Source organism: Kribbella sp. NPDC055071, from assembly GCF_053608045.1.
The window spans coordinates 74046-99212 of the sequence record NZ_JBSGUS010000014.1 but is presented as its reverse complement, the minus strand read 5'-3'; the positions used below and the strand labels follow the sequence as shown (position 1 = coordinate 99212).

Annotated in this window: 25 protein-coding genes; 9 read left to right on the top strand and 16 right to left on the bottom strand. The window is 67.7% G+C overall.

Features of this window, described 5'->3' with window-relative positions; translation table 11 throughout:
- Positions 1-4: 4 nt before the first annotated feature.
- Together ACWF4Z_RS23225 and ACWF4Z_RS23220 are read right to left on the bottom strand one after the other, a co-directional pair.
- The gene (locus tag ACWF4Z_RS23225; protein ID WP_452245210.1) at positions 5-1435 is read right to left on the bottom strand and encodes a pre-peptidase C-terminal domain-containing protein; all 1431 of its coding nucleotides are present in this window, start codon (positions 1433-1435) and stop codon (positions 5-7) included.
- Positions 1436-1549: 114 nt separating this feature from the next.
- Positions 1550-2986, bottom strand: a complete 1437-nt coding sequence (locus ACWF4Z_RS23220) for a M12 family metallo-peptidase (protein WP_452245209.1) — start codon at positions 2984-2986, stop codon at positions 1550-1552.
- A gap of 155 nt (positions 2987-3141) precedes the next feature.
- Between ACWF4Z_RS23220 and ACWF4Z_RS23215 the strand changes: the two genes are divergently transcribed.
- The gene (locus ACWF4Z_RS23215) at positions 3142-3576 is read left to right on the top strand and encodes a YciI family protein (RefSeq protein WP_452245358.1); all 435 of its coding nucleotides are present in this window, start codon (positions 3142-3144) and stop codon (positions 3574-3576) included.
- Here ACWF4Z_RS23215 and ACWF4Z_RS23210 read toward each other — a convergent pair.
- Genes ACWF4Z_RS23210 through ACWF4Z_RS23200 form a run of 3 tightly spaced genes read right to left on the bottom strand, consistent with a single transcriptional unit; the run spans position 3558 to position 5907 of the window.
- Positions 3558-4652 carry a zinc-dependent alcohol dehydrogenase family protein gene (locus tag ACWF4Z_RS23210; RefSeq protein ID WP_452245208.1) on the bottom strand — a complete coding sequence of 365 codons (1095 nt, stop codon included), beginning with the start codon at positions 4650-4652 and terminating at the stop codon, positions 3558-3560. The genes ACWF4Z_RS23215 and ACWF4Z_RS23210 overlap by 19 nt on opposite strands.
- The gene (locus ACWF4Z_RS23205) at positions 4649-5065 is read right to left on the bottom strand and encodes an acyl-CoA thioesterase (RefSeq protein ID WP_452245207.1); all 417 of its coding nucleotides are present in this window, start codon (positions 5063-5065) and stop codon (positions 4649-4651) included. The genes ACWF4Z_RS23210 and ACWF4Z_RS23205 overlap by 4 nt, the downstream gene beginning before the upstream one ends.
- Positions 5062-5907: an SAM-dependent methyltransferase gene (locus ACWF4Z_RS23200; RefSeq protein WP_452245206.1), complete on the bottom strand. Its 846-nt coding sequence runs from the start codon at positions 5905-5907 to the stop codon at positions 5062-5064. The genes ACWF4Z_RS23205 and ACWF4Z_RS23200 overlap by 4 nt, the downstream gene beginning before the upstream one ends.
- A gap of 231 nt (positions 5908-6138) precedes the next feature.
- On the opposite strand from ACWF4Z_RS23200, the gene ACWF4Z_RS23195 reads away from it, so the two are divergent.
- Positions 6139-7497 (top strand): MFS transporter, encoded by a 1359-nt coding sequence (locus ACWF4Z_RS23195; RefSeq protein WP_452245205.1) that lies wholly within the window; start codon positions 6139-6141, stop codon positions 7495-7497.
- On the opposite strand, the gene ACWF4Z_RS23190 is transcribed toward ACWF4Z_RS23195, so the two are convergent.
- Genes ACWF4Z_RS23190 through ACWF4Z_RS23175 form a run of 4 tightly spaced genes read right to left on the bottom strand, consistent with a single transcriptional unit; the run spans position 7399 to position 11763 of the window.
- Complete coding sequence (locus ACWF4Z_RS23190) at positions 7399-8727, bottom strand: ABC transporter permease (protein ID WP_452245204.1); 1329 nt, start codon at positions 8725-8727, stop codon at positions 7399-7401. The genes ACWF4Z_RS23195 and ACWF4Z_RS23190 overlap by 99 nt on opposite strands.
- Complete coding sequence (locus ACWF4Z_RS23185; protein WP_452245203.1) at positions 8721-9413, bottom strand: ABC transporter ATP-binding protein; 693 nt, start codon at positions 9411-9413, stop codon at positions 8721-8723. Before ACWF4Z_RS23185 ends, ACWF4Z_RS23190 begins: the two co-directional genes overlap by 7 nt.
- Positions 9410-10705: a peptidoglycan-binding protein gene (locus tag ACWF4Z_RS23180; protein ID WP_452245202.1), complete on the bottom strand. Its 1296-nt coding sequence runs from the start codon at positions 10703-10705 to the stop codon at positions 9410-9412. The genes ACWF4Z_RS23185 and ACWF4Z_RS23180 overlap by 4 nt, the downstream gene beginning before the upstream one ends.
- Complete coding sequence (locus ACWF4Z_RS23175; RefSeq protein ID WP_452245201.1) at positions 10702-11763, bottom strand: hypothetical protein; 1062 nt, start codon at positions 11761-11763, stop codon at positions 10702-10704. The genes ACWF4Z_RS23180 and ACWF4Z_RS23175 overlap by 4 nt, the downstream gene beginning before the upstream one ends.
- A 112-nt stretch (positions 11764-11875) precedes the next feature.
- On the opposite strand from ACWF4Z_RS23175, the gene ACWF4Z_RS23170 reads away from it, so the two are divergent.
- From ACWF4Z_RS23170 to ACWF4Z_RS23150, 5 genes are read left to right on the top strand one after another with little or no spacing between them, the layout of a single operon-like run.
- Complete coding sequence (locus ACWF4Z_RS23170) at positions 11876-12574, top strand: response regulator transcription factor (protein WP_452245200.1); 699 nt, start codon at positions 11876-11878, stop codon at positions 12572-12574.
- Positions 12564-14438: a sensor histidine kinase gene (locus ACWF4Z_RS23165; RefSeq protein ID WP_452245199.1), complete on the top strand. Its 1875-nt coding sequence runs from the start codon at positions 12564-12566 to the stop codon at positions 14436-14438. The genes ACWF4Z_RS23170 and ACWF4Z_RS23165 overlap by 11 nt, the downstream gene beginning before the upstream one ends.
- Positions 14435-15187 (top strand): hypothetical protein, encoded by a 753-nt coding sequence (locus ACWF4Z_RS23160; RefSeq protein ID WP_452245198.1) that lies wholly within the window; start codon positions 14435-14437, stop codon positions 15185-15187. Before ACWF4Z_RS23165 ends, ACWF4Z_RS23160 begins: the two co-directional genes overlap by 4 nt.
- Positions 15188-15206: 19 nt before the next feature.
- Positions 15207-15629 carry an MmcQ/YjbR family DNA-binding protein gene (locus tag ACWF4Z_RS23155; RefSeq protein WP_452245197.1) on the top strand — a complete coding sequence of 141 codons (423 nt, stop codon included), beginning with the start codon at positions 15207-15209 and terminating at the stop codon, positions 15627-15629.
- A gap of 27 nt (positions 15630-15656) precedes the next feature.
- The gene (locus ACWF4Z_RS23150) at positions 15657-16256 is read left to right on the top strand and encodes a hypothetical protein (RefSeq protein ID WP_452245196.1); all 600 of its coding nucleotides are present in this window, start codon (positions 15657-15659) and stop codon (positions 16254-16256) included.
- Positions 16257-16296: 40 nt separating this feature from the next.
- Here the strand turns inward: ACWF4Z_RS23150 and ACWF4Z_RS23145 are convergent, their stop codons facing one another.
- Genes ACWF4Z_RS23145 through ACWF4Z_RS23135 form a run of 3 tightly spaced genes read right to left on the bottom strand, consistent with a single transcriptional unit; the run spans position 16297 to position 20033 of the window.
- A complete protein-coding gene (locus ACWF4Z_RS23145; protein ID WP_452245195.1) occupies positions 16297-18261 on the bottom strand; it encodes a PEP/pyruvate-binding domain-containing protein in 1965 nt (654 codons plus the stop codon).
- 44 nt (positions 18262-18305) lie between these two features.
- Positions 18306-18881 carry an AAA family ATPase gene (locus ACWF4Z_RS23140; protein ID WP_452245194.1) on the bottom strand — a complete coding sequence of 192 codons (576 nt, stop codon included), beginning with the start codon at positions 18879-18881 and terminating at the stop codon, positions 18306-18308.
- Positions 18882-18905: 24 nt separating this feature from the next.
- On the bottom strand, positions 18906-20033 hold the full coding sequence (locus ACWF4Z_RS23135; protein WP_452245193.1) for a hypothetical protein: 1128 nt from the start codon (positions 20031-20033) through the stop codon (positions 18906-18908).
- A gap of 488 nt (positions 20034-20521) precedes the next feature.
- Between ACWF4Z_RS23135 and ACWF4Z_RS23130 the strand changes: the two genes are divergently transcribed.
- Together ACWF4Z_RS23130 and ACWF4Z_RS23125 are read left to right on the top strand one after the other, a co-directional pair.
- Positions 20522-21859, top strand: a complete 1338-nt coding sequence (locus tag ACWF4Z_RS23130) for a helix-turn-helix domain-containing protein (protein ID WP_452245192.1) — start codon at positions 20522-20524, stop codon at positions 21857-21859.
- A gap of 212 nt (positions 21860-22071) precedes the next feature.
- Positions 22072-22560 (top strand): hypothetical protein, encoded by a 489-nt coding sequence (locus tag ACWF4Z_RS23125; RefSeq protein WP_452245191.1) that lies wholly within the window; start codon positions 22072-22074, stop codon positions 22558-22560.
- Positions 22561-22574: 14 nt separating this feature from the next.
- Here the strand turns inward: ACWF4Z_RS23125 and ACWF4Z_RS23120 are convergent, their stop codons facing one another.
- The 4 genes from ACWF4Z_RS23120 to ACWF4Z_RS23105 all read right to left on the bottom strand — a co-directional run bounded on the left by ACWF4Z_RS23120 (position 22575) and on the right by ACWF4Z_RS23105 (position 25167).
- Positions 22575-23006 (bottom strand): hypothetical protein, encoded by a 432-nt coding sequence (locus ACWF4Z_RS23120; protein ID WP_452245190.1) that lies wholly within the window; start codon positions 23004-23006, stop codon positions 22575-22577.
- An 8-nt stretch (positions 23007-23014) separates the two neighbouring features.
- Positions 23015-23425 (bottom strand): hypothetical protein, encoded by a 411-nt coding sequence (locus tag ACWF4Z_RS23115; RefSeq protein WP_452245189.1) that lies wholly within the window; start codon positions 23423-23425, stop codon positions 23015-23017.
- Positions 23426-23548: 123 nt separating this feature from the next.
- Positions 23549-24493 carry an LLM class F420-dependent oxidoreductase gene (locus ACWF4Z_RS23110; protein WP_452245188.1) on the bottom strand — a complete coding sequence of 315 codons (945 nt, stop codon included), beginning with the start codon at positions 24491-24493 and terminating at the stop codon, positions 23549-23551.
- Positions 24494-24504: 11 nt separating this feature from the next.
- Positions 24505-25167 (bottom strand): histidine phosphatase family protein, encoded by a 663-nt coding sequence (locus ACWF4Z_RS23105; protein ID WP_452245187.1) that lies wholly within the window; start codon positions 25165-25167, stop codon positions 24505-24507.

Genomic DNA, 25167 nt, shown 5'->3' with positions numbered 1-25167 from the left:
GGGGTCAGGAGGGCGTGATGCCGAGGGTGTAAGCGCCGCGGCTGCCGTAGGTGGAGTACCCGGTGTTGAGCGGGTCGCCATAGACTACGTTGTCGATCCGCAGGTAGTACGTACCCGGCTGGAGTGTGCTGGTAACACTTGCGCCAAGGCCGGTCGGCGTACCGGCGTCGCTCTGCCCCGAGGCGGGATCGGCCGAGGCAACGACGGCTCCTGAGCTGTTCAGGAGATCCAGCTTGATGTCGAGGTCCCCACCGATCGGTGCGGCGCTCGCGTTCGCGGTGTAGTTGCCTGCGGCACTGACGTCGACGCGGTACACATCGGTGTCGGTCTCGGCGGCAATGATCCCGGACACCGGCGTACCAACAGTTAGCGCAGCAGCGGCACCGGTGGTGTCGCCGGCCTCGTCGGCGCGCAGCGCCAAGCCGTGCGTACCGACGACCGCGTAGTCGTCTTCCTTGTTGTTCGCGTCGGCGTACTCGCCCTTGCTCCATTGGCTGATGCCACGGTAGTAGCCGACGCCCATGATCGGAGCCCAGGAGCCGTGGCCCTGGTAGTACCCGACCGTCGACGTGCCGTCGTGCGAAAGACCGACGTTGTGGCCGGCCTCGTGCGACGCGGCCTCGGCCAGGTTCTTCGCACCGGTGCCGACGCCCTTCGTGAAGACCAGCGCCGGCTGGTAGTAGTCGTGCTGGCTGGTGCTGTCGTACACACCGACGTACGCGACCCCGCCGCAACCGCATCCCGATTGGTACCAGGTGTCCGGGTCGATCAGCACTCGGGTCCCGTACTGCTGGTCCGACGCACCCGACCGGTCGATCGCGGACTGCGCGGGCTCCTGCGTGGTCACGTCCACATCGAACGTCGCGTAGTCCTCCGCAACTCGCGCCCACACATCGTGTACGACGTCCTGCTCGGCCGTGCCGAACACCGCAGGATTCCCGTCCGTGTCGTACGCCGACACGTTCACCGGGTCGATGCTCTTCGCCGCGTTCCACGCCGTACCGGTGATGGTGTGACCGTCGAAGTCCAGGTAGAGCACGCGGTTCGAGCCCGGCTTGCTGTGCAGCTCGAACGCCGGACCGGTGGCGGCGGCGACCGCGGTCTTGGCCCAGCGGGGTGACGCCTCCGCGGACTTCTGCGCCGGGGTCAGCGTGGGCTCGCGGAAGAACAACCGGCTGTCGGCGTCGAGCCAGCTGGTCTTGTCCGTGGCGAGGATCCGCTGGAGCTGGTCGGCCGGAATGCCGTTGTGCGCGGCAACCTCCGTCAGCCGTGACTGGACCTTCGCGAGCGCGGCACTGCCGGCCACCGGTTGGGCCAGCAATTGATCGACGGGGGTTTGTTGGGCGTCGGCCTGGGTGCCGAGTGCGACAGCCAGGCCTCCGAACACGACAACACCGGCGCACGCGAGCGCACCGGTGCGGTGGAGTCGGTTCATACGATCCTCCAGGGTTGGGCGGTATCCCCCCGCGGTACGCACGCGGTACTCCCCCCGCGTGACCCGGAGCCGTCGATCTCGGTGGGAACGACGGCCCCGGGTAGCTCAGATGGTTCAGCCGGCGCTGACGCGGACCGTGTAGGCGCCGCGGCTGCCGTACGTCGAGTAGCCGGTGTTGAGCGGGTTGCCGTACCCGGTGTTGTCGACGCGCAGGTAGTAGCGGCCGGCGGTGACCTGGCGGCTGATGCTCGCGCTCAGTCCGGTCGGTGTGGCCGAGTTGGACTGCCCGGCGGCCGGGTCGGCAGTCGCCACGACGGTGCCGTCCGAGCTCAGCAACTGGAGCTTGATGTCCAGGTCGGCCCCGGAGGCGGCTGCCGCAGCGGCAAACGTGAACGTGCCGGCCGCGAGGTCGATCCCGAAGACGTCGACGTCGGAGTCGTTGGCGTAGATGCCCTGCACGGTGGTGCCGAGGGTCAGCGCGGTGGCGTCGGTCGTGCTGTTGCCGTGGTCATCGGCCCGCAGCGCCAGACCGTTCTGTCCGATGACCGCGAAGTCGTCTTCCTTGTTGTTCGCGCCGGTGTACTCGCCCTTGCTCCACTGGCTGATCGCCTTGGAGTAGCCGACACCCATGATCGGCGCCCACGCGCCATGACCCGCGTAATACCCGACCGACGCCGTCCCGTCGTGCGAAAGACCGACATTGTGACCGGCCTCGTGCGCCGCAGCCTCGGCGATGTTCTTCGCGCCGGTGCCAACGCCCTTCGTAAAGACGAGAGCCGGCTGGTAGTACGAATGCTGGCTGGTGTTGTCGTACACACCGACGTACGCGACCCCGCCGCAGCCGCAGCCCGACTGGTACCAAGTGGTCGGGTCGATCAGCACGCGAGTCCCGTACTGCTGGTCCGACGCACCAGACCGGTCGATCGCCGCCGCAGTCGGCTGCTGGGTGGTCACATCGACGTCGAACGGCGCATAGTCCTCGGACACTCGCGCCCAAACGTCCCGTACGACGTCCTGCTCGGCGGTACTGAAGACCGCCGGATTCCCGTCCGTGTCGTACGCGGTCACGTTGACGCTGGCCGGCTTTCCGCCGGTGTTCCACGCCGTACCCGTGATCGTGTGACCGTCGAAGTCCAGGTAGATCACTCGGTTCGAGCCCGGCTTGCTGTGCAGTTCGAACGCCGGTCCCGTGGCTGCGGCGACCGCAGTCGTGGCCCAGCGCGGCGACGGCGTGGCCGCGGCCGACCGGGAGGCGGTTCCTGCGACCGGCTCGCGGTAGAAGAGCTTGCCGTCGCGGTCCAGCCAACTGGTCTTGTCGGTGGCCAGGATCCGCTCGAGCTGAGCGGCCGGCACACCGTTGCTGGCGGCCAACTCGGTGAGGCGCGACTTGACCTTACCGAGCGCTGCGACGCCCGGCGTCACCTCGTCCAGCAGCGGAGCCGGAGTGGGTTGCCGAGCGTCGGCCTGGTTGCCGGCCACGACGGCCAGGGCACCGAAGGCCAAAGCTCCGGCGCCGACGAGCGCACCGATACGGCGGGGGCGGGTGTGCATAACAGGGGTCCTCCTCAAGGACTCCGCGTGCCTCACTTGACATACTCACGAGCGGTGTGCGTAGACGCACTGTGCGTAGCCTGCCCGATGACCGCCGTCCTGTATAGATTCGTCTCAACATTTAACGTCGAGTTGGGGAGGCCGCGGTGCGGTTCATGATGATGTTCCAGGCCAGCGACGCATCCGAGGCGTGGGAAGAGCCGTCCGAGGAGAGTCTGACCGAGATGGGTCTGGTGATGGCGGAGATGGCCGAGAAGGGCGTCCTGCTCGCCGGGGAGGGGCTATTGCCCAGCTCGAAGGGCTTCCGGATGCAGCTGAACGCCGGTCAGCGCCGGATCGTCGACGGCCCGTTCGCCGAGACCAAGGAGCTGATCGCCGGGTTCTGCCTGATCGAGGTGGCCTCGCGCGAGGAAGCGGTCGAGTGGGGTTGGCGCTGCCTGGCCGCGGACCACGGCAATGCCTCCGGCCTCGAGATCCGGCAGGTCGCGACCGCGGACGACTTCGGCGACGAGTTCACCCCGGAGGCGCGGGCGCGCGAGGACCAAGCCTTCGCGAAGGCCGCGGAGAACCTTCAGAAGAGCAACACCTGACGGATCGACGTCCCGGCGGCCAATGCGTCGAAGGCCGAGTTGAGGTCGTCGAGCCCGACCGTCCCGCTCAGCAGCCGGTCGACCGGGAGGCGGCCGGCTTGATAGAGCGCGACGGACCGCGGGATGTCGCGTGAGGGCACCGACGAGCCCAGATACGACCCTTTGACCGTGCGTTCCTCGGCGACCAGGCTGACCGCCGGCACGCTGAACGACTGCGACGGATCCGGCAGTCCGACGGTGACGGTGGTCCCGCCCCGGCGGGTGGCGGCGTACGCCTGCTCGAGAACCTTCGCGCTGCCCACGGTCTCGAAAGCGTAGTCGGCACCTCCGGACGTCACCTCCCGCACCTCATCGACAGCAGAAGCGTGGATCGCAACAGTGGCGCCGAGCGACAGAGCCAGCGAAAGCTTCTCCGGTACGACGTCGACCGCGACAATCGGATGCGCTCCGACCAGCACCGCGCCGAGCAACGCCGAGAGACCGACGCCACCGAGCCCGAAGATCACCGCACTCCGGCCGGCCCGTACCTGAGCTGTATTCACCACCGCACCGACCCCGGTCATCACCGCGCATCCGAACAACGCGGCGATCTCGGGCGGCAGCGCGGGATCGATCTTGACGGCCGACCGCGCGGAGATCACGGCATGATCCGCAAACCCGGACACCCCGAGATGGTGATGGACGTCCTTGAGGCGGGTGCCTTCGAGGAGAGTGCCGGCGGTGTTCGCGGCGGCGCCAGGCTCGCACAGCGCGGGGCGTCCGTCGGCGCAAGGGCCGCAGGTGCCACAGGCAGGGACGAAGGCGCAGACGACCACGTCACCCACCGCGAACCCGGGCGCCTCCGACTGCACTACCTCACCGGTCGCCTCGTGACCGAGCAGCATCGGCAGCACCCGCGGCCGCGACCCGTCGATCACAGACAGATCGGAGTGACACAGCCCTGCCGCACGAATCCGGACCAGCAGCTCACCCGGACCAGGCGGCGCCAACTCCACCTCTTCGATCCGCAGTGGCCGAGATTCGGCGTACGGGCGCGGCCGTCCCAGCTCCCGCAGTACGGCGCCACGCACGATCATCCCGTGATCCCTTCAAGCGCCGCGCGGAGGCGGTCCGGTACGGGCACCGGCCGACGATCCTCCCGCGCGACGAACACGTGCACGAACCGCCCGGTCGCGGCCGGCTCGTCAGAGCCCTCGCGAAACAGGCCGATCTCGTACCGCACGCTCGAGTTGCCCAGCTGCGCGACCCGCAACCCCGCGTCGACGACGCCAGGGAACTCCAAGGCCTGCTTGAAGGTGCACTGCGAATCCACACACAACCCGATCACGTCGCCGCGGTGGATGTCGAGCCCACCCGACCGGATCAGGAACTCGTTGATGACGGTGTCGAAAAAGCTGTAGTACTCGACGTTGTTGACATGGCCGTAGACATCGTTGTCCTTCCACCTCAGCGTGATCGCGAGGTGGAAGGGATACTGCTCGCGGTTCACGGCTTGCGGCCGACACCGACCCAGAGGCTGCACATGACGTCGGTGAACTCGCCCTTCTCGACCAGCTGCTGGGTCTCGGCGTCGGGGTGCCAGCGGAACGGCGAGACCACGCCCGGCTCGACCAGCTCGGTGCCGTCGAAGAAGCGGGTGACCTCTTCCTGGCTCCGGACCTGCGCGTCGCCGCCGTCGGCCTTGTACACCTGGATCGCGCGCTCCCACAGGTCCGGCGCGAAGTCCGGCGTGCAGTGCGAGAAGATCAGCAGCGAACCCGACGCGAGCGGCTCGAGCAGCTCACGGACCAACTCGTACGGCTTCAGCGCGTCGGGCAGGTAATGGAAGACGCCGACCAGGCTGAGCGCGACCGGCTTGCTCAGGTCGAGCACCTCGCGCACCTCGTCGGACTCGATGATCGACTTCGGGTCGGTGACATCGGCCTCGAGGTAGGCGGTCTTCCCCTCCGGGCTGCTGACCAGCAGGGCCCGCGAGTGGGTCAGCACGATCGGGTCGTTGTCGGCGTACACGACGTGCGCCGACGGGACGGTCTCCTGCACGACCTCATGCAGGTTCGGACTGGTCGGGATGCCGGTGCCGACGTCGAGGAACTGGGTGATGCCCTGGTCCGCGGCGTACCTGGCCGCGCGGTGCATCCACATCCGGTTCGACCGGGCGGCGGTGCGGAAGCCGGGGAAGGCCTCGAGCAGGTGCTCGCCGGCCTGCCGGTCGATGGCGAAGTTGTCCTTGCCGCCGAGGAAGAAGTCGTACACGCGGGCGGGATGTGGCCGGTCCAGATTCAGGTGGTCGTACATCCGTGACTCGACGTTGCCATCCAGCGATTCAGTCATGAAAATCCCATCCGCGGCGTGCTGCGTAACGAGCATCCATCGTAGCCGGTACGCGACAGTCGGTAACACCGGCAGCAAAACTCTAGCGCGCGAAAAGGCCGCAGCCACGCCCTCGGACCGCACTCCCGCCAGGCTTAACAGAACTCGAATCCACCCGGTCGAAATCGGTTGTCACCGGTGCGCCCGAACAGGTCCGGCGGTCTCGACATGTCCGGCGGTTACAGTGCAGGCGTGCGGTTCATCCGGGATCTGTGGACGCTGCTCAAGCGCCGGGATTTCCGGCGGTTGTTCGCGGTGCGCCTGACGTCGCAATTCGGCGACGGCGTCTTCCAGGTCGCCCTGGCGTCCTTTGTGCTTTTCTCCCCCGAACGAGCGCCTGACGCGGCAGCCATCGCCGGTTTGTTCGCAGTCGCGCTGCTGCCGTATTCGATCCTCGGGCCGTTCACCGGCGTACTGCTGGACCGCTGGTCGCGCCGCCAGATCCTCTTCGCCGCGAACCTGACCCGCGCCGTGCTGGTGATCGGCGTCGCCGCCATCGTCGCGGCCGACAACGCAGGTGTGCTGTTCTATACAGCCGTCCTGCTCACCCTCGGGGTGAACCGCTTCCTGCTCTCCGGCCTGTCCGCAGGGCTCCCGCACGTGGTCGAGCGCGACGAGCTGGTGATGGCCAACGCCGTCACCCCGACCTGCGGTACGGCGCTCTTCCTCATCGGCGGCGGAGTGGGCGCAGGAGTCAAGCTCGTGGTCGGGTCCAACATCGCCGTCCTCGGTCTGACGGTCGTGATCTACACGAGCGCGGCGTTCCTCGCCCTGCGACTGCGCCGCGACCAGCTCGGTCCCGACCTGAACGGCGACGAACCCGGCCTCCTCGAAGCGGTCGGGACGATCGCGACCGGCCTGATCGACGGCGGCCGGCACTTGAAGGAGCGCAGGCAGGCGGCGTACGGGCTGGCCGCGATCGGCTCGCTGCGGTTCTTCTTCGGGCTGATGACCGTTGCGATGATCCTGCTCTACCGCAACTACTTCTACGGCCCCGGCCAACTCAACGAGGCGTTCGGCGCCCTGGCCATCGCGACCGGCGCGGTCGGTGCCGGTCTGTTCCTCGCCGCGCTCGTGACGCCGTGGGGCACCCGCGTGATGACCCTGCGGCAGTGGATCACCTGGTTGTTTCTCGCTGCCGCCGTCGTGAGCGCATTCCCGATCGGGCTCTACACGCAGCCCGCGATGATCGTCGGCGGGTTCCTCACCGGCTTCTGCGCACAAGGCGTGAAGATCAGCGTCGACACGCTTGTCCAGACCCGGGTCGACGATGTGTACCGCGGCCGGGTCTTCGCGCTGTACGACATGATCTTCAATGTCGGGCAGGTCTCCGCGGCCGCGCTCGGCGCGTGGATCCTGCCCGACAACGGGAAGTCGTACCCGGTCCTGGCCTTCATCGTCGTCGGCTTCGCCGTGAGCTCGCTCGCGTACGCACGGCTCAGCCGCGACAAGTCAGGTGCCCCGGAGCGCGGTGATGGGCTGGATCGCGGAGGCCTTCCACGCCGGGTACGTGCCGGCGACCAGGCCGATGAACGCGCCCAGCAGGGGTGACCCGAACGCGAGCCGGTTGTCCAGGATCGGAGTCCAGTCCCGGACCCACGACACTCCCACGGTGAGCAGTACGCCGACCGCCGTACCGAGTAGTCCACCGAGGAACCCGACGATCACGCTCTCCACCAGGAACTGCATCGCGATATGTCTTCGCGCCGCGCCCAGGGCTCTGCGCAACCCGATCTCCGAGACGCGTTCGAGCACCGACAGCAGAGTGACGTTCGCGATGCCCAGACCGCCGATCAGCAACGCGACCGCACCCAGCAGCAGGAACAGCGCGTTCAGGTCGGACTCGACGCCCTTGCGGACGGCGCCCTGCTTCGGCGGCGCGTCGACCTGCAGAGTGCTCGGGTTGTTCGGGTCGATCGCGATCGGCGCCTGCTGGGCGATCAGCTGAGCCGCGCCGACCTGGGTCCGGATCTCGATCGCGTCCGGCGATTTCAGGCCGTACGCCGTCTTCGCCGTACCGTTCGGCATGATCACGGCGTCGTTGAGCTCGGCGCGTCCGGTCACCGAGTCGAGGATGCCGATCACGGTGTACGGCTGGTCGCCGATGAACACCGCGGGCTGCGAGTCGACCCGGTTGATACCGAGCCGCTCGGCGGCATGCTTGCCCAGGACAACGACCCTGTCACCGCGCTGGTCGTGCCCGGCATCGAAGAACCGGCCGGTCGAGAGCACCGCGCGGACCGCGTCGAACAGACCGGGCGAGCCGGCCATCACCCGCAACGCCTTGCCCTCGTCGCCGTTCAAACCGGTCACGTTCTGGACGAGGTCGTCACCGACGTCCAGCGTGCTGACCGTGCCGGCCGCGTCCACGCCGTTCAGCCGGCCGATTCGGTCCGGTGCGTCCCACGGCAGCTGTGTCGCTGCCTCGCCGTCCTGGCCGGCCTTGTCCCCTGGCTGTACGACGACGCGCGTCGCGGCAGCCAGATCGAATCGCTGGGTGATCTGACCTGACGCGGTCTGGCCGAGGCCGACCGTCCCCACCAGGGCAGCGATTCCGAGCACCGTCCCGAGCGTGGTGAGGATCAGCCGGGTCGGCCGCGCAGCCACCCCGGCCAAGGCCTCGTCGAGCAGGTCGCGGATCGCCGGCCGGGAGCGGAGCCGTCGCCGGGAACGAGCTGGCTTGGCGAACGGCCCCGCTCCCGGCGCGGTGCCCGGCGGATAGGGCGGATTGGTGGACGGCCCGCCGGCGGGATCCGGGGGGCCTGCATCGGGGGTTACCACTGGAGGGTTCCGTCGACGATGCGCACCTGGCGCTGGGCCCGGCGGCTGACGTGGTCGTCGTGCGTGATGACGGCCAGCGTCATCCCGTCGGCGTGCAACTCGTCGAACACTTCGAGGATCGCCTCCGCGTTCGCGGTGTCGAGGTTTCCGGTCGGCTCATCGGCGAGCAGGAGACTCGGTTCGGCGACCAAGGCCCGCGCGATCGCGACGCGCTGCCGCTCACCGCCGGACAGCGTGCTCGGTCCGAACTCCATCCGGTGCGCCAGCCCGACCCGTTCGAGCGCGATCCGTGCGCGCGCGATCCGCTCACGCCGGGGCACTCCGACGTACACCATCGACAGTGCGACGTTCTCCAGCACAGTCCGGTGGTCGAGCAGGTGGAACGACTGGAACACGAACCCGATCCGCTCACCACGCAGTACAGCGCGGCGGCGCTCGCGCAGGCTCATCGTGTCGACACCGTCGAGTCGATAGACGCCACCGGTCGGGTTGTCCAGCAGACCGAGCAGGTGCAGCAGAGTCGACTTCCCGGACCCGGACGGTCCGACGATCGACAAGTACTCGCCAGGCCCGATGGTCAGATCGACCTCTCGAATCGCCTGCACCTCAGGCGGTCCCGGAAAGAACCGGCGTACGCCGATCATCTCGACCACGGGACCTGGTAGCGCCACAGCCATCGCGCTCACTTGCCCACCACCACTTGGTCGCCCTCGGACAGCTTGGAATCGCCGGTCGGCGAGACCTGGACGAACCCGTCGGCGGAGAGGCCGACCTTGACCGGGATGAGCTCGACCTTGCCGTCGCGCAGGACCTCGACCCGCGATCCGCCGTCCGACCCGGACGACAGCGCGGCGATCGGAACCGTGAGTACTTTTCCGGCTGTGCTCTTGACCGGGATCGTCACGCGGACGTTCGCGTCCCGGAGCAGCGCGAGTTGTTTGGCCGTGAGCGAGTTCGGCGCGACGACCACGTCGTACTGGCTGCCGTTCTTCGTGACCCGGCGGACCTTCGCGGCGACCGCCGTACCGTCACCGAGATCCAGGCTCGCGGCCATGCCGGCCTTGAGGCGTTGTGCGGTCTCGGCGTCGACCTTGACCGTGACCACGAGGGCCGCGCCGCTGGCGGACATGACCGTGCCGTTGACGGTGCCGCCGCGTTCGACCTTCACGTCGTCGACCCGGCGCGGCAGTGTCTTCACGTAGACGACCTCCGACACCGGCAACGGCGTACCGGCCTTGAACTCGGCCTCGTTCTTGGCCTGCACCGCGTCGGCGAGATTCGCCTCGGCGTCGTCGACCGCGCCTTGCTGCACCGAGAGATCCTTGGCCTTCGCAGCCTTGGCCGCCTTCAGTTGAGCCTGCGCCTGCCGGAGCTGGTTCTTGGCCGCGTCGACCTGCTTCTTCGCGCCGTCCACCGCCTGAGTGAGCTGCTGATCCGCCTCGGGAGCGTCGTACCCGGCCTTCTCGTAGAGCCGCTCCACGGCGTTGGACGTGTCGGTGTCGTACTCGTCGTCGACCGTGCCGGGGTCGAGACCGAGCCGGTCCAGCGTCTGCTCGAGCTGGAGTACGTCGGGACCCTTGCTACCCGGCGAGAGCGCTCGGTACATCGGCAGTACGCCGGCCAACGCGATCACCGGACGCCCGGTGATCTCCAGCAGGGCCTTACCTTCGGTGATGGTCGAACCGACCGCGGGCACCTTCCCGGTCACGATCGCCGGGGTGGTCATCCCGCTGGTCTCGACCCGGATGTTCACCGCTCCGTCGAACGAGGCGTCGCCGCGTCCGACCACCTTGCTGGACAGCGCCTGCTTCTTCACCGGTACCGTGATCTGTGAAGCCTTCGGTGCCGCGGTCTTGGCGGCCGCGTCCTCGGGTGAGGCGATCCGGCTGCCCGCGACCACGCCCACCCCGAGCGAGACCGCGGCCACCGCGGACACCCCGACAAGGACCCGGCGCCGGGACTTGGGCGTAGTGGTCACTTGTTCGCCACTTCGTCGCGGTACGACTCGAGCTCGGCCTTGTGCTGGTTGACGAACTCCTGCTCCAGCTCGTACTGCGCCTTCTTGTACTGCGCGTCGTACTTCGAGGCCTTGCACTTCTGATCGTCGACGGCCAGGGCGATCTCGAACTTGCGCAGTTCGGCCAGCTTGGCCGAGTCCACCTTGTCGAACGACGGGGGCCCGCCCAGCGTGGCGCCGGGCTTCTTACCCGAGGGCGGCGGCGTGTTGCCGGTCAGGGCGTCCAGCTTCTTGGTGACCTGCTCCTGCGGATCGCTCACCTTCTTGAAGCCGGGGTGACCGGCGTCGGCCAGGCAGTCCGACCAGGCGCCGGTCGCGTCCACCACGCGCTGGTCGGCCTCGATCGACTTCGACAGCGCCTCGATGTCCTTGAACAGGCTGTCGAACTTCTTGAAGGTGTTGGTCCGGTCTTCGCCCTTGCCGAAGACCTCCTCGGACGCCTTGCCGCGGCAGCCCAGATCCACCTTGTCGTCGGTGGACTTCGCACCGTCGGCCGGGATCGCGACCACGCCGCCAGGGCCGGCGTTCGGGCCGTTCAAGGCCTTGTCATAGGCCTTCTGCGCCGCCGGTGAGAGCGCGTCGCGGATCTTCTTGTTCGGGTCGTTGTCGTCGCTGCCCGGCCCGGCCTTGGACCAGTCGATGGTGCTGATGCCGTAGCCGTACTGCTCGGCGAACTTGTCCGGCGGCAGGTTGAACGCGTCGTCGAACTTGCTCTTGGGCTGCGACTCGGGCGGGACCGCGACGTACTCGAACCCGGCGGTCTTCATACAGGCGGCGGTGGCGTCCTCGACCTTGCGCTGCTTGGCCAGCTCCTCCTCGGACAGCGCCCCGCCACCACCGATCCGGGTCGCCCGGACCATTCCGCCGCCGGAACTGACGAAGCCGTCGCCCATGTACTCCGCGAGCGGACTCTTGTCGCTCTTCTGGTCGCCGGCCACCGGGGCGTTGTCCTGGCCGTTCCCGCATCCGGCCAGCGCCAGGATCGCGACCAGCGCGACTGCTTTTCGAGAGGTCTTCATGGCGGTCGAGCCTGGCGGCGCAGCCGTGAAGAACCTGTGAAGGACCGATTTGCACCCAATGCTCTCAGCCGATCTTCATCGGATTCTCATGAAGCTCAGGGACATTGAGGGCATGCCAGCGCGGATTCTCGTTGCCGAGGACGATCTGAAGCAGGCGGAGCTGATTCGGCGGTATCTCGAACGCGAAGGGCATCTGACCGTCGTCGTGCACGACGGGCGGGCCGCGATCGACGAGGCGCGCCGGCGCAGTCCCGACCTGCTGGTGCTCGACGTGATGATGCCGAAGGTGGACGGCTTGGACGTCTGCCGGGTGCTGCGCGCCGATGGTGAGGTGCCGATCATCATGCTGACCGCGCGCTCCACCGAGGACGACCTGCTGCTCGGGCTCGACCTGGGCGCGGACGACTACCTGACCAAGCCGTACAACCCGCGCGAGCTCGTGGCCCGGGTTCGGACCGTGTTGCGGCGTACGCGGATCCGCGCCGAGGGCGAGGTGTACCGGGTCGGCGAGCTGGAGATCGACCCGGGCCGGCACGAGATCCGGCTGGCCGGGCGACTGGTCGAGGTGACGCCGGCGGAGTTCAAGATCCTGGCCTGCCTGGCCGCCTCACCCGGGCGGGCCTTCTCCCGGCAGCAACTGCTCGAGCACGCGTTCGGCTTCGACCACTACGTGTTCGACCGGACCATCGACGTGCACGTGATGAACCTGCGCAAGAAGATCGAGCCGGCAGCGGGCTCCCCGGCGTACCTGAAAACCGTGTACGGCGTCGGCTACAAGCTCGCGGACAAGGTTGTGTCGAATGCGTCGTAGTGTGCTGATCCGGTTTCTTGGGCTGTCGCTGGCCGTTGCGCTTGGGGCGGTGATCGCGACAGCAGTGATCGCTACGTACAGCACGTCGGAGCAATTGCAGGGGGCGATCGCCGAGAACACCAGCCAGCTCGAGGTCGACGGGCGGATCTACAGCCAGCTGTCGACGTACGCGTCCGATCACCCGACCTGGTCCGGGGTGGACAAGCTGGTGCACGACCTGGCCGCCAAGACCGGCCGGCGGATCGCAGTCACCCAGCCGGACGGCACGGTGATCGCCGACTCGGCCCGGAAGCTCGGCGCCGCGCCGGATCTCCCATCGGTGCCGGCAGCAACTATCGACGCGCGGAACTCAGGTGACGCGAGGGTCGCCGGCAGCATCACCTTCGCAGCCACCCGCGACACCGCCTCCTTGCCGACGGGCGTGGCGGCCGCAGCCGTATCGACCCCACTGCCCATGGTGTATCCGGACTGGGGTCTGACCGATGCCGAACGGGCACAGCGCTCGGTTCTGGCCCAGCAGGCCGTCAACTGCTACCAGGCACAAGGCAAGAACGCCATCCTGACCGTCGCCGGCGGCGGCAACGTCCCGCAGGTGTTGCTCGAGTCGGGCACGTCGGACGCCGGGGTCAGTATGGTGCGGAAGTCAGTGATCCCGGCGAACGACGAGTGCGTGCCACCGGGCCTGAACGCGCCGAGCGCGAAGGCGAAGGTCGTGAACGACGACGAGATCCGTCGCGCGACCGCCTGCCTCGATGCGGCCGGAATCGCCTACACGGTCAGCGAGTTCGAGGAGGGTCTCAAGTCGGTCGAGCCGAAGGACAAGGCGGCGTACACCGAAGCGTTCGCCAGCTGCACCATGGAGGCCAGGTCGCAGGCGCTCACGCCGTACGTCGCGTCTCCGGCGAAGCTGTATCTGGGGGCGAAGAGCACGTTCAACGTGTTCTCCGGCGAGGGCATGCTGCGGACCGCGGCGACCGCGCTCGGCGTCCTGCTGATCGCTGCCCTGGTGATGATCGTGACCGGGCGTCGGTTGGTTCGGCCGATCGTGGCCCTGACCGGTGCGACGCAGCGGATGCGGAACGGCGATCACGCCGCTCGGGTGCCGGTGACGGGTAGGGACGAGGTGGCGCGGCTCGGGCATGCGTTCAACGACATGGCCGAGGCGATCCAGCGGCACGACTTCCAGCGCAAGGCGATGGTGAGTGACGTCGCGCATGAGTTGCGGACTCCGTTGGCCAACATCAAGGGGTATCTGGTCGCGTCCGAGGATGGCGTCGTACCGCTCGACCGGGAGTTGGTGACCTCGCTGTTGGAGGAGACCGATCTGCTCGAACACCTCGTGGCCGATCTGCAGGATCTCGCGCTCGCGGACGCCGGCATGCTCCGGATCCACCCGGCGCCGCGTGATCTGTCGGAGCTGGCACAGCAGGTGGTTCTCGCGCATCGGGCGGCTGCCGAGACAGCTGGGGTCGCATTGACGGCCGATGCCGCTGGGCCTGCGGTCGCGTCTGTGGACAGTGCTCGGATTCGTCAGGCGTTGGGCAACCTGGTGTCGAACGCGGTCCGCTTCACTGCACCCGGTGGGAACGTGGTGGTCGGCGTACGACGAGAGGACGACGGCTACAACCTGACCGTGACGGACAACGGCTCGGGGATCGCGGACGAGCATCTGCCTCATCTGTTCGACCGGTTCTATCGCGCCGAGCAGTCCCGCAGCCGGACGACCGGTGGCAGCGGGCTGGGACTTGCGATCACGAAGCACCTGGCCGAGGCCCACCACGGCCGCATCACCGTGACAAGCCGTCTCGGCTCGGGTTCAACCTTCACGATCTGGATCCCTGGAGCTGCCACACTGTCGCCGTGACTCAGCCTCCCAACTACCCACCGAACAACGGCTGGCAGCCACCACCCGGCGGACCGGTGCCACCTGGTCCTGGGTACGGGCCGCCTCCACCGGGATACGGCGGCCCGGGGTACCCCGGGCCGGGCGGACCGGGTGGGCCGGCGTACGGCGGACCAGGCGGACCTGGATACGGGCCGGGCGGACCTGGGTACGGACCGGGTGGGCCGGGGTACGGCGGACCAGGTGGGCCGCGGCGTGGGCGGGGGTTGCTGATCGCGGGGATCGCGGTGGCCGGCCTACTCGTGGTGGCCGCGATCGTCGCGGCCTTGGTCCTCCCCGGGGTCCTGACAAAGGACGAACCGACCAGCAGCGGGCCGGGATCCGGAGCTTCGAACCAACCGACAGCGCCGGCTCCGTCGACGCCGACGCAGCCCGCTCAGCGCCTCACCGAATCCAGCGCACTCGCGGCGAAGTTCCTCACGTACCTGAACGCCAACGACCAGAAGCACGCGGCCTCACTGGGTTGTGAGGACACGAAGAAGCTCCTCCCGACCGTGATCCTGCTCGCCATCGACCCACCGACCAAGCTGACCGTCAGCGGGCCGGCGGAGCCGATGTCGAAGACATACAGCGCGCCCTATTATCAAATGCTCGTCGGAGTCCCCTTCACCGGAACCACCAAGCACAACCCGGCGACCGGAACCGTCACGATCATGGACGTGCCGCCTCAACCGCTCTGTGTCCGCCTGATGAAGCTCGATCTCGGCTGACGTCCCTAGAGTGGGATCCGTGGCCTCGAGGAGAGCACGCGTCGCGGACGTGCATGAGATTGCGCGGGGCATGCCGCATGTGACGGTGTGGGAGCGGGACGACGGGACCGACCGACCTGTCTACCAGGTCGGCGGCAAGTCCTTCGTGTTCTTTCGTACGGCGCGACCGGACGCGGCGGACTCCGTGAGCGGCGAGCGGTACGACGACGTGATCATGTTCTGGGTCGAGTCCGAGGACGAGAAGCTGTCGCTGCTCGCGGACGAGTCGAAGCCGTTCTTCTCCACACCGCACTTCGACGGTCACCCGTCGGTGCTGGTCCGCGGCAGCCGGATCGGTGAGCTGACCAAGCAGGAGCTCACCGAGGTCATCCAGGACGCGTGGCTCTCCCGAGCCTCCAACCGCCGCGCCAAGCTGTGGCTCGACGAGCATCGGCTTACCTGAGCACTCAACCGCTGCCACACTATGCGGGTGAGCTATCTTCCGCCCGGTGGCACGGCCGCGCCCAACTACAACCAGCCACCCCGCAGAAACCGCGCCGGTCTGGTCATCGTCGTCCTGCTGCTCGTGCTGATCGGCGTACTGGGCGTCGGTGGCGTCGTCGGCTACCGATTGATCTCGGACCAGGTGGACTCGGCCGGCAAGCCCGACCCGACTCCGACGAAACCGCCGACGATCAAGCCGCCCGGCACGAAACCGACCGTCGCCAAGCCGACCACCAAGCGGACTGTCAGCAAGCCGCCGGTGACCAAGCCCCCCGCGCGAAAGCCGACGACGCCGGTCGAGTTCGCCGCGAGCTTCGTTGCCCAACTCAACGCCAACAACCCAGCGGTCGCAGCCTCCATGGCCTGCGAGGGCTCGGAGAAGACCATCCCCCTCCTCATGCAAAGCCAGCTGGTCCCACCCACCAACCTGACCTCCGGCTCCACCACAACCGGCACCGACGAAGTCTTCGTCATCAGCCTCTCCGGCACCACCGCAACAAGATCTGTCGCCGGCGTCATCGTCCTCAACAAGCTCGGCAAATCCCCACTCTGCGTCCGGGTCTTCCAGCTCTCCTCAATCCCCTAGGTCGGCCAAGTCCGCTCACGGCGGGTCGGATCGGGTGTCGTCAGGTCCGCGCGTGAGCTTTGAGGTGGAGTCGGCCGTTGTCGACGACCGCGAGATGCCCATCGCCAGCGTCGGCGGGGAGGTCGGCGACGACCGCCGGTACGTGGTCTTCGCGGAGGAGGATCGCAAGGTGGCACAGGTCGGATCCGCCGGCGAAGACGAACCCGGCGACGTGCCCGATGAGTCGGGACAAGATCACGTAGGGGCGGTCTGCGTAGACGATCGGAGGTGTTGACAGTTGGGTGATGCGTTCGAGCAGGCTGGTGATGTAGTGGCTTTCGGGTACGTCGGCATCGCCGTTGATCGACACGATGGGTGCGATCGACAGGCGCGTCAGAGCCTCGTCATCGGACAGCATTAGCAGCGGGCCTCGCGCTGTCCCAGTGCTGAGGGTGCTGCCGGTCGAACTGCTGGCCCGATTGGTGTCCGTGGTCGAGTAGTCGATGAAGTGCGGCCCTTGCTCTTCGTGGACCCATTCGAGATAGATGCCTGGGTACATCTCGGTAAGGATGTGGGTGAACGCAGCAAGCTGCCGCAGCTGGTCGAGGTTCCAGGGTGCCGGTGGCTCGAGCGCGGCCCAGGATTGCGCGTCGTCCACGGCAGGCAGGAGGAGCGAGCTGGGGCTGGTGAGGCCGCGGTTGATGGCCAGCAAGCCCTCGGCGGAGTGCTCCATCGTGGTTGACCCGTCGGCGTTCGCGCGGGTGACGGCGCCGGAGGTCCCGCGGGCGAATGGTCGCAGCAGGATCGTGTGTCGCGCGTATGGGTCGCCCTTCAGGTTCAGCACTGTGCTCAGGAACCGTTCCAGGTCAGTGGCAGACAGGATGTTCTGGCGTGCGGACGGGCCGAGGTCGACGATGACCTCCCCGGTCAGCTTGTCCCACCACTGCGGTCGTAAGCCCGGGTCGTTGAGGCCGGTTCCGTTGAGGGTGATCAGCCAGCCGTCGTCGACGGTGACGCCGTGCCGGGAGGCGAGACCGAAGGCCGGGCTGCGCTTGGTCGTGACGCTGAGGTAGACCTCGGCGCAGTCGCCGAGCGCGATGCCGGTGGGGAGCTGCTCGCTGAAGTAGAGCGACGTCGCGGCGAAGACCGGCCCGGCTGGTGTCACCACGGCCAGGGCGGCGGTGACCGGCCGGACCTGGAGTAGCCGCAGCCCACCCGGGTGCCAGGCCCATTCGATGTCGACCTCATGACCGAGGTGATTTCGCAGTTCACCTGCCAGATAGGCGATCTGGTCGTACGGCGGCGGTGGGGCGGACTGGCCGGTGATGTCGTAGCGGTGAGCTGCGGTCAGCCCGGAGACGAGGTGTTCACCGGTGCCGACGGTCGCGCAGACCAGGGTTCGGTCCTCCTGGGTGAATGCGACGCCTGCCAGGTCAGCATCCACCATCTGCTGGACGATGACCGCAATCCTCGGGGACGGGTCGGTATCGCCGGCTCGGAGCCGGGCCAGGATGGCCCGTGGGCTGTAGAACGATGCCCAGCAGGCCGTGACCGCTTCGGCGACGTCGGCGAGTGTCGTCAGGTGCAGGTACGACTCGTACAGGCCGGCGTGGCTGCGGGCGGTACCGTCTTCGACGAGGCTGGAGGACCTGACAGCCCAGGGACCGTTGTTGCCGGCGTCGGCGCACCAGTTGGCCAGTGCTTTCCACAGTGCCGATGGCAGCGTGAGCGATTCAAGGATCGCGGCGAGCCGGGTGTCGAGGTTGATCAGTTCGTTGCCGGCGGTGGCGGCCACCTCGTGAAACAGGTCGGCCAATGCCGCGGTGCGGGAGGGCCCGAGGGCGCCGGTGAAGGCTCTGATGGGGATGCTGACGGCGTCCGGTACGGCGGCGTGGCCGTCGAGTCGGTCGGCCACGGCGGCGAGGTTGGCGAACTTCGCTCCGGTCACGGCCCGATCGCGGCCGGCCGGAGAGCCGAGCTCGATGAGGAGAGGGATCTGCTTGCCTACTGGATTCGTGGTGTTCACGGGTGGTCCTCGCTGTCCAGCTCGGGGGCTGGACGCGCGCACCGCTAGTCGAGCGGTTGGGCCAGCCACTTGGTGAGAAGGGTGTCGACCTGGTCGTGCAGGTCGCGCGGCGCGAGCGTTGTGGTGTCGACGCTGTAGTCCGCGCAGATCGTGTCGTAGCCCCAGGTGGCGTTGGAGTCAGGGACGATGGTGTGGTCTCCGCGGGCGTGGAGCCGCTGAGAACGCACCTCGTCGGTGCAGGTGACGTGAACGAAGACGAACCTGTCGGCGAACAGCCTGTGGTAGTCGACAGCCGCGTCGCGGAGGTCATCGTTGATCACGACCGAGGTTGTGGCTTGCGCGACTCGGGTGAGGAAGTCGTCGGCCAGGTAGTCGGGGTTGATGCGACGCAGCCAGATCGCTACGGTGCGCAGCACGTCGTTGTCGTGCTCCCAAGGGCCGATCGGCTTGCCAGCGGTGGCGTAGATGTGGCCCTGGATCCGGTAGAGCGGCTCGGCGAGCTTGATGACCTGCACGGTGTGCCCGCGCTCCTCCAGCCCGGCCTTGAGGCTTGCGGCGACGGTGGACTTGCCGGAGCCGGCCAGCCCGTAGAGGGCCAATTTGCGGGGCGGCACACCCACTGCGGATCCCCTTCTGAGAGGTGGTCATGTCGGCTGCAGTCCGGCGGCAGGACGCAGCCAGGATAGCTTCGACCAGTGATCCTCCAGGCTGGCCACACCGTGGCTGGCCAGGAACTCGCGGGTGAAGGCGACCAGTTGTTCGTATTCGTCGCGCAGTTGGCCGAGGTCGACCGGGCGGAGCGTGCGGGTGCGGACGTACTCGACCTCGACCTGGTGCAAGGGGTCGACCAGCCCGGCACGCTCGGTGCACCTGTCGAGCATGATCGAGAAGACATGGCCGGAGGCCAGTGACTCCAACAAGACGTTGTACCGGACCCTGCGATAAACCTTTCCCCAGGCCGGGCGCAGCCCCCAGCGGTCGGCGATCACGGCGGGTAGATCTGGATTCAGCCCGAGCGTCAGGCCTTCGATCAGATCCTCGTGGCGCATCTCGGCATCGGCGGAGAATCGCTTTCGGCGGATGATCCAGGTGCCGTTGACGGCCGGGATGAAGGCGATATAGCCGCGCTCGGACCGGGGCGTGGTGATCTCGAACAGGTGGTTGTCGAAATCCCATTGCTCGAAGCCGCCGTTGTTGCCGTGCTCGCAGATCCAGTCCTGCAGTCCACCATTGCGAACGGCATCCAGGATCAGGGTGGTCAGACCCCATAGATCAGGCTGGCCCTGCAGGGTGAATTTGTACTCCAGTTCCTGGCCCGGTAGTGCGTTGACGAACCAGCGTTGATGGTTGACCGCCTTCGGCCCGCAGGCGTGGTGACGTTCAGCCAACACGCCGGTCCAGGCGACCAGGTTCGCGGCGGACGGGTCGCCGGTCAGCTTGGGCCCGGGCAGCGCGACGAACAAGACATCGTCGCCGGTGAAGGACTGCTGTGTGTACGGCGTCCACCGGCCCTCGTCGAGCCGGAGCAAGAACAGCGGCGCCAGGCCACCACATTGCTCACGCATCGATGGATCAAGCGTTACGACTGCAGTGTTCGCCGCGGCCGTAAGCGCTTCCGGAGCGACATCGATCGCCGCCGTGACAGGCTCGAGGCCCCGCGGTTCATGACGGAGGCCGGCCGGCCCGGCCAGCAGAACGGATCGTTCCGCCTGGTTAGCGGCGGTGCTGGCTGGGCCGGGCAGGATCGTTGAGTTCATGGTGTGGGTCGTCATCGGTTCCGTTCCATAGCGTCGTCGAGCGTGGCGTCCGGATCGAGGTTGGTGTCGGTGAACGGACGCAGACGCAGGGGTCAGTACGCCCGCCCACCGAGCTCGGACGGGATCCTCAGCTCCCGATGCAGGCGCCTCGCCGCGCCAGGGGCACCGGTGAGCTGAGGACGCCGGATTGGGCGGGCCTGCGTCGGCGGTTGACGAATCCGCGTGCGCGTCCAGGCGCGGTGAGGAGGTCCGCCGGGACGTGGTGAGAGGCGCAGACCCGCAGGTTCAGGGAGTCGCATGCCAAGCCGATGTGGTCTGAGACGGTCTGAGGCGACATGGTGTCGGACTTCCTTGTCGTGCGGAGTCAGGTACGGGTCGTGCCTCTAGAACACCGGTTGTGTAGGCCCTGGACGAAGACCTGACCACTCAGGGTGCAAGCGGCTTGCACAACCTGCAAACATGGGTCACGCTCGAACTCCCGCCGCTCTGGATCGAGGTGACCTTTGAGCACTCCCTCCGCCTGGACCACGATGTCGGCCGTCGCGCAGGCAGCCGGCAGCGGCGACTTCGGCACCGTTTTACGGACCGCCCGCGTGGCCGCCGGACTGACCCTGAAAGACGCAGCGCGCCTGGCAGGCGTCTCCGCCTCAACGCTCAGCCGGATGGAGACCAAATCCAGCCGGGTGTGGGACGTTCGCGACCTTCGCCGCCTCGCGGAGGTGTTCGGGATCCCCGAGCACCTGTTCGGACTGTCGAGCCCGATCTCTGGCGTGAGCACCGCTAGCCTAGGCTCAGGTGTCGATGAGGATGGTGATCCGATGCGCCGACGCGAGCTGCTCGCGACGACCGCCGCGGTCGTGACTGGGGCGGTCGTACTGCCTCTGGGGCAGACAGCCGCCGCCCACGGCATGGCCGACACCATCGAGGACGTGCTGTTCGGGCGAGTCAAGGCAGCACCCATTCCTGCTCACCAACTGGCGGCGCAGATCGCGGCGGCACGTGCCGACTTCCGCGCCACTCGCTACAGCCAGCTGGCCCGCCGCCTGCCCAGGATGCTCGCACAGGCAGTCGCCGGCCGTGACGCCGCCTCAACCAGCGATGTTGGGCCGGCGTCCACTCGGCTGGCGCAGGCCTACTGCTTGGCTACCGAACTGCTGGTCAAACTGCATGACGACGGGATGGCCTGGGCCACCGCCGACCGCGCAGTCCAAGCCGCCCGCGCCGGCCACGACCCACTGACGTTGGCCGAGACCCGACGTTGGGCGGCCACCGTCATGCGGCGAACCCACCACCGCGACGGCGCCCAGCGGCTCATGCTCGACGCGGCAAGCCAACTGCAGGCCGATACCGGCCTGACGGACTCCAGCACCGCCGCCACGTACGGGCAGTTACTTGCCGCTGCTTCCTACACGGCCGCGCTGCGTGACGACCGCGACAGTGCCTGGACGCTGCTCGGCGAGGCCGAAGCCGCCGCGCGCCGTACGCGCCTCACCAACAATAACCGCTTCAACATGCTCGACCTCGGCGTTTACAAAATCAGCGTCTCGCGCGTTCTGGGTGACTTCGGCACAGCTGTCGACTACGCCCGACTGATCGACCCCGCCGGCATTACAGCCCCCGAACGCCGTGCCCGCTACTGGGAAGACACCGCCCTCGCCCTCCAAGGCCGCGGCAACAGGCAAGCCGCCTTCCAAGCCCTCGTCACCGCCGAACGAGACACCCCGCAAGAAGTTCGGTTCCGTCCCTGGGCCCAGCAGCTGACCCGCGACCTGCTGTCCGGCGACCGCAACAACAGCCTGCCCGGTATACGGGACTTCGCCAGCCGCATCGGCACGCACTGACCTCGAGGCTGGATCACTCGCATCTGGCGGTCTCGTCCTGCCGATCCAGGCTCAGGCTTGCAGCTGCTTCGCGTCGAGCCGACCCCGGTACCCACATCCCGGCTAACATCGCTGCAGCAGCAAGGAATTCTCGTCTGCGTCGTCGGCATTCACCTGCAAACCAGCCACCTCGAGCGCAATCCGATAGCTCGCAAGTACGCAACACTGTGCGGGTGAGCTGTCTTCCGCCCGATGGTTCGGCTGCGCCCAACTACAACCAGCCGCCCCGCAGGAACCGAGCCGGACTGATCATCGTCGTCCTGCTGCTCGTCCTGATCGCCGTCCTCGGTGCCGGTGGCGTCGTCGCCTACCGCCTGATCGCCGACCAGGTGTCGTCGCCGGACAAGTCACCTGCCGCAGCCCCAACTCCGGACCCGGCCACCGTCGCCAAGCAGTTCGTCGCGCAACTCAACGCAAACAACCCAACGGCCGCAATCGCCCTGGCCTGCGAGGATTCGAAGAACATCATGCCCGGCATGATCGAAAACTACATAGGCCCGCCGACCAAGCTCGCCATCACCGGCGGCCCGTCGCCCGTGGTCGACATCTTCGAGGTCCCCTTCGCCGGTACCACCAAGGGCACCCGCGTCACCGGCAACGTGGCCCTCAACGATTACAACGGCCCCTTCTGCGTCAGCGAACTCATCATCAAATTTCAGTGACCAAACGCCGCAGTTCAGTGGCCGGTCGTGTAGAACTTCGCGAGTCGTTGGACCGCGGCTGCCTTGGTCATTGCTCGTACGTCGGCTTCCGGGATGTGCGCCTCGGTGATCAAGGCTCTGACAACACCGGCCGGGATCGACTCGGCGGGCGGTTGGACTTGTTGTCGTTGCGGTACGACCTTCTCGTCGACGCAGGCCCAGAACTCTTCGGCCGTGACGTCGAGTTGGTCGCGGAGGATGTGCGACCAGATCGACGGGCCGTAGTTACTGCGGTCGACCGGGTGGCTGATTCTCGTGTACAGGATGCGGCCGTCCGGCAGCGCGAACTCGTAGTTGACGTGGTGCGTCCCGCTCCGGCCTGTCGCGCGTTTGCGTTCGGTCCAGCCCTCGGTGACACAGAAGTTCTGGTGGTCGGTCCGGGTGGCCGGACGGCGTCGTTCGATCATGGAGTTCGTCAGGCCAGCAGCCAGTCGCGGAGCTGGTCGTCCGACGCAAGCGCGACGATCTGCACCAGACCCCAGTTTTCGGCGTGGTTCGGTGCCAAGCGCAGATGGTCGGACCACTCTTCCGCGTAGTCGCGGAGCGCGTCGACCATCTCCACCGCGGCCTGGTCGAGGGTGGCTCCGTCCGCGGCGACGGGGAGTCCCGGGATGAAGATCGACCAACCGTCGTTCTCGGCGACGACCTGGGCGCCGGACGGACGCACGCTGGTGAGGAAATGGACGAGTCGGTCGGCGTCCACGGCGGCGACCCGGCGCGTGTCCCGAATGACGGTGGCCGGCCGGCCGTCGTCTGCGGCATCCAGGAGGTCTTTGAAGTGGTCACGCGCCTCGCGCGCGTTGCGGTACTCGACTTGAGCGTCCACAGCCCTCCCTCTCGCACTGATGTGTACACAGCGTACACCGCGTACACCGACCTAAGGGGCGAGGGAGCGGGCGGTTTCGAGGAGGTCTGGGCCCAACCCTTCCCCTCCCGTCCTTCCCTTGAGTCAAGGAGCGAGGGAGCGGGCGGTTTCGAGGAGGTCGGTTCCTGTGGGGAGGGTGGCGATGATGGGGGTGTCGAGGCCGTTGGTGAGGTAGCGGTTGATGTGGGTGCGGCATTGGGCGGGGGTGCCGTGGACTATGAGGTCGTCGATGACTTCTACGGGGACGGCGGCCATGGCGGCGTTGCGGTCGCCGGCGGACCAGGCTTCGCGCATCTCCTTCATGGCGGCGCCGCGGCCGAGCCAGTCGTGGAAGGCGGCGTACCCGGGGACGGTCAGGTAGGTGGCGATCAGGAAGCGGCCGATGTTGCGGGCCATCTCGGCGTCCTCGGTGACGCAGACGAAGATGCGCGCGGCCAGCTCCTTGTCGGGGCCGAGCTCGGCGCGGACCTGGCGTACGTCGTCGGCCGACAACCAGTTCGTGATCGCGCCGTCGGCCTCGCGCGCGGCCAGCTTGAGCATCTGCGGCCGCAGCGCGGCGAGCATGATCGCCGGCGGTACGTCGGGCGCCTTCTCCAACCGGAACCGCTGGATCGTGAAACTGTCGAACTCCCCGTCCACCCGCTCCCCGGCGAACGCCTGCCGCAGGAATCGCAGTACGTCGCGCGTCCGCGCCAGCGGCGGGTCGTACGCGATCCCGTTCCACCCGGTCACGATCGTCTCCGACGACGCCCCGATCCCGAGCACGAACCGCCCCGGCGCCAGGTCCGCGAGCGCCGCCGCACTCATCGCGAGCGCGGCCGGTCCACGCGTGTGCACGGGTACGACGGCAGTCCCCAACCGCAACCGCTCGTCCCACTCGGACGCGAGCACCAACGGCGTGAACGCATCCGCGCCGGCCACCTCGGCCGACCACAGGTCCGTATAGCCAAGGTCCGCCAGCTCAGCGACCAGCGATCGGTGATCCCGCAGCGGAACCCCGGTGAGTGGAACGGTCAGACCCCAACGCATCAGATCATCCTCTATCGGTAGGACAGCAGCTCGGTGCCGTCGAGATGCCCGTGTTCGTTGTAGCTCACCATGGTCAGCCCGCTGCGACCGGATACGACTTTCGTGATCGCGGTGTTGATCGTCACCGGGTTGAGCCGCGGCCACAGTCCGTCGCCGCCGGACAGCAACCGGCTCACCACCACCGCGATCGGACCGCCGGACGTGAACACCACAGCAGTCTCGCCCTTCCCCAGTCGATCGGCGGTACGACGTACTGCTGCCTCGGACCGTTCGCAGAAGGCCTCGAACGACTCCGTGTAGCCGTCACCACCCTCGATCCACCGCTGCGTGGCCGCAGTGAACATCTCCTGGAACGCCCGCTTCGGATGTCCGCTCCGACTCAGATCCGCCAGCATCAGCGCACGCTGCTTGTACGCCGGCTTGTGCGCAACCATCAGCTCGTCGTGATCGAACTCGTCGAACCCCTTGTCCACCTCAGGTGTGAACCCGGCCAGCTCCGCCGTCCGCGCATGCCGCCGCATCGAACCGGCCACAACCACCGATGGCTTCACGCCTCTCGCCGCGAGCGTCTCCCCAAGCCGCACGGCCTGCTGCTCGCCCTGCGCCGAGAGCTTGTCGTAGTCACGCGCACCGAACGACGCCTGCGCGTGCCGGATCAGATAGATGACTGCCAC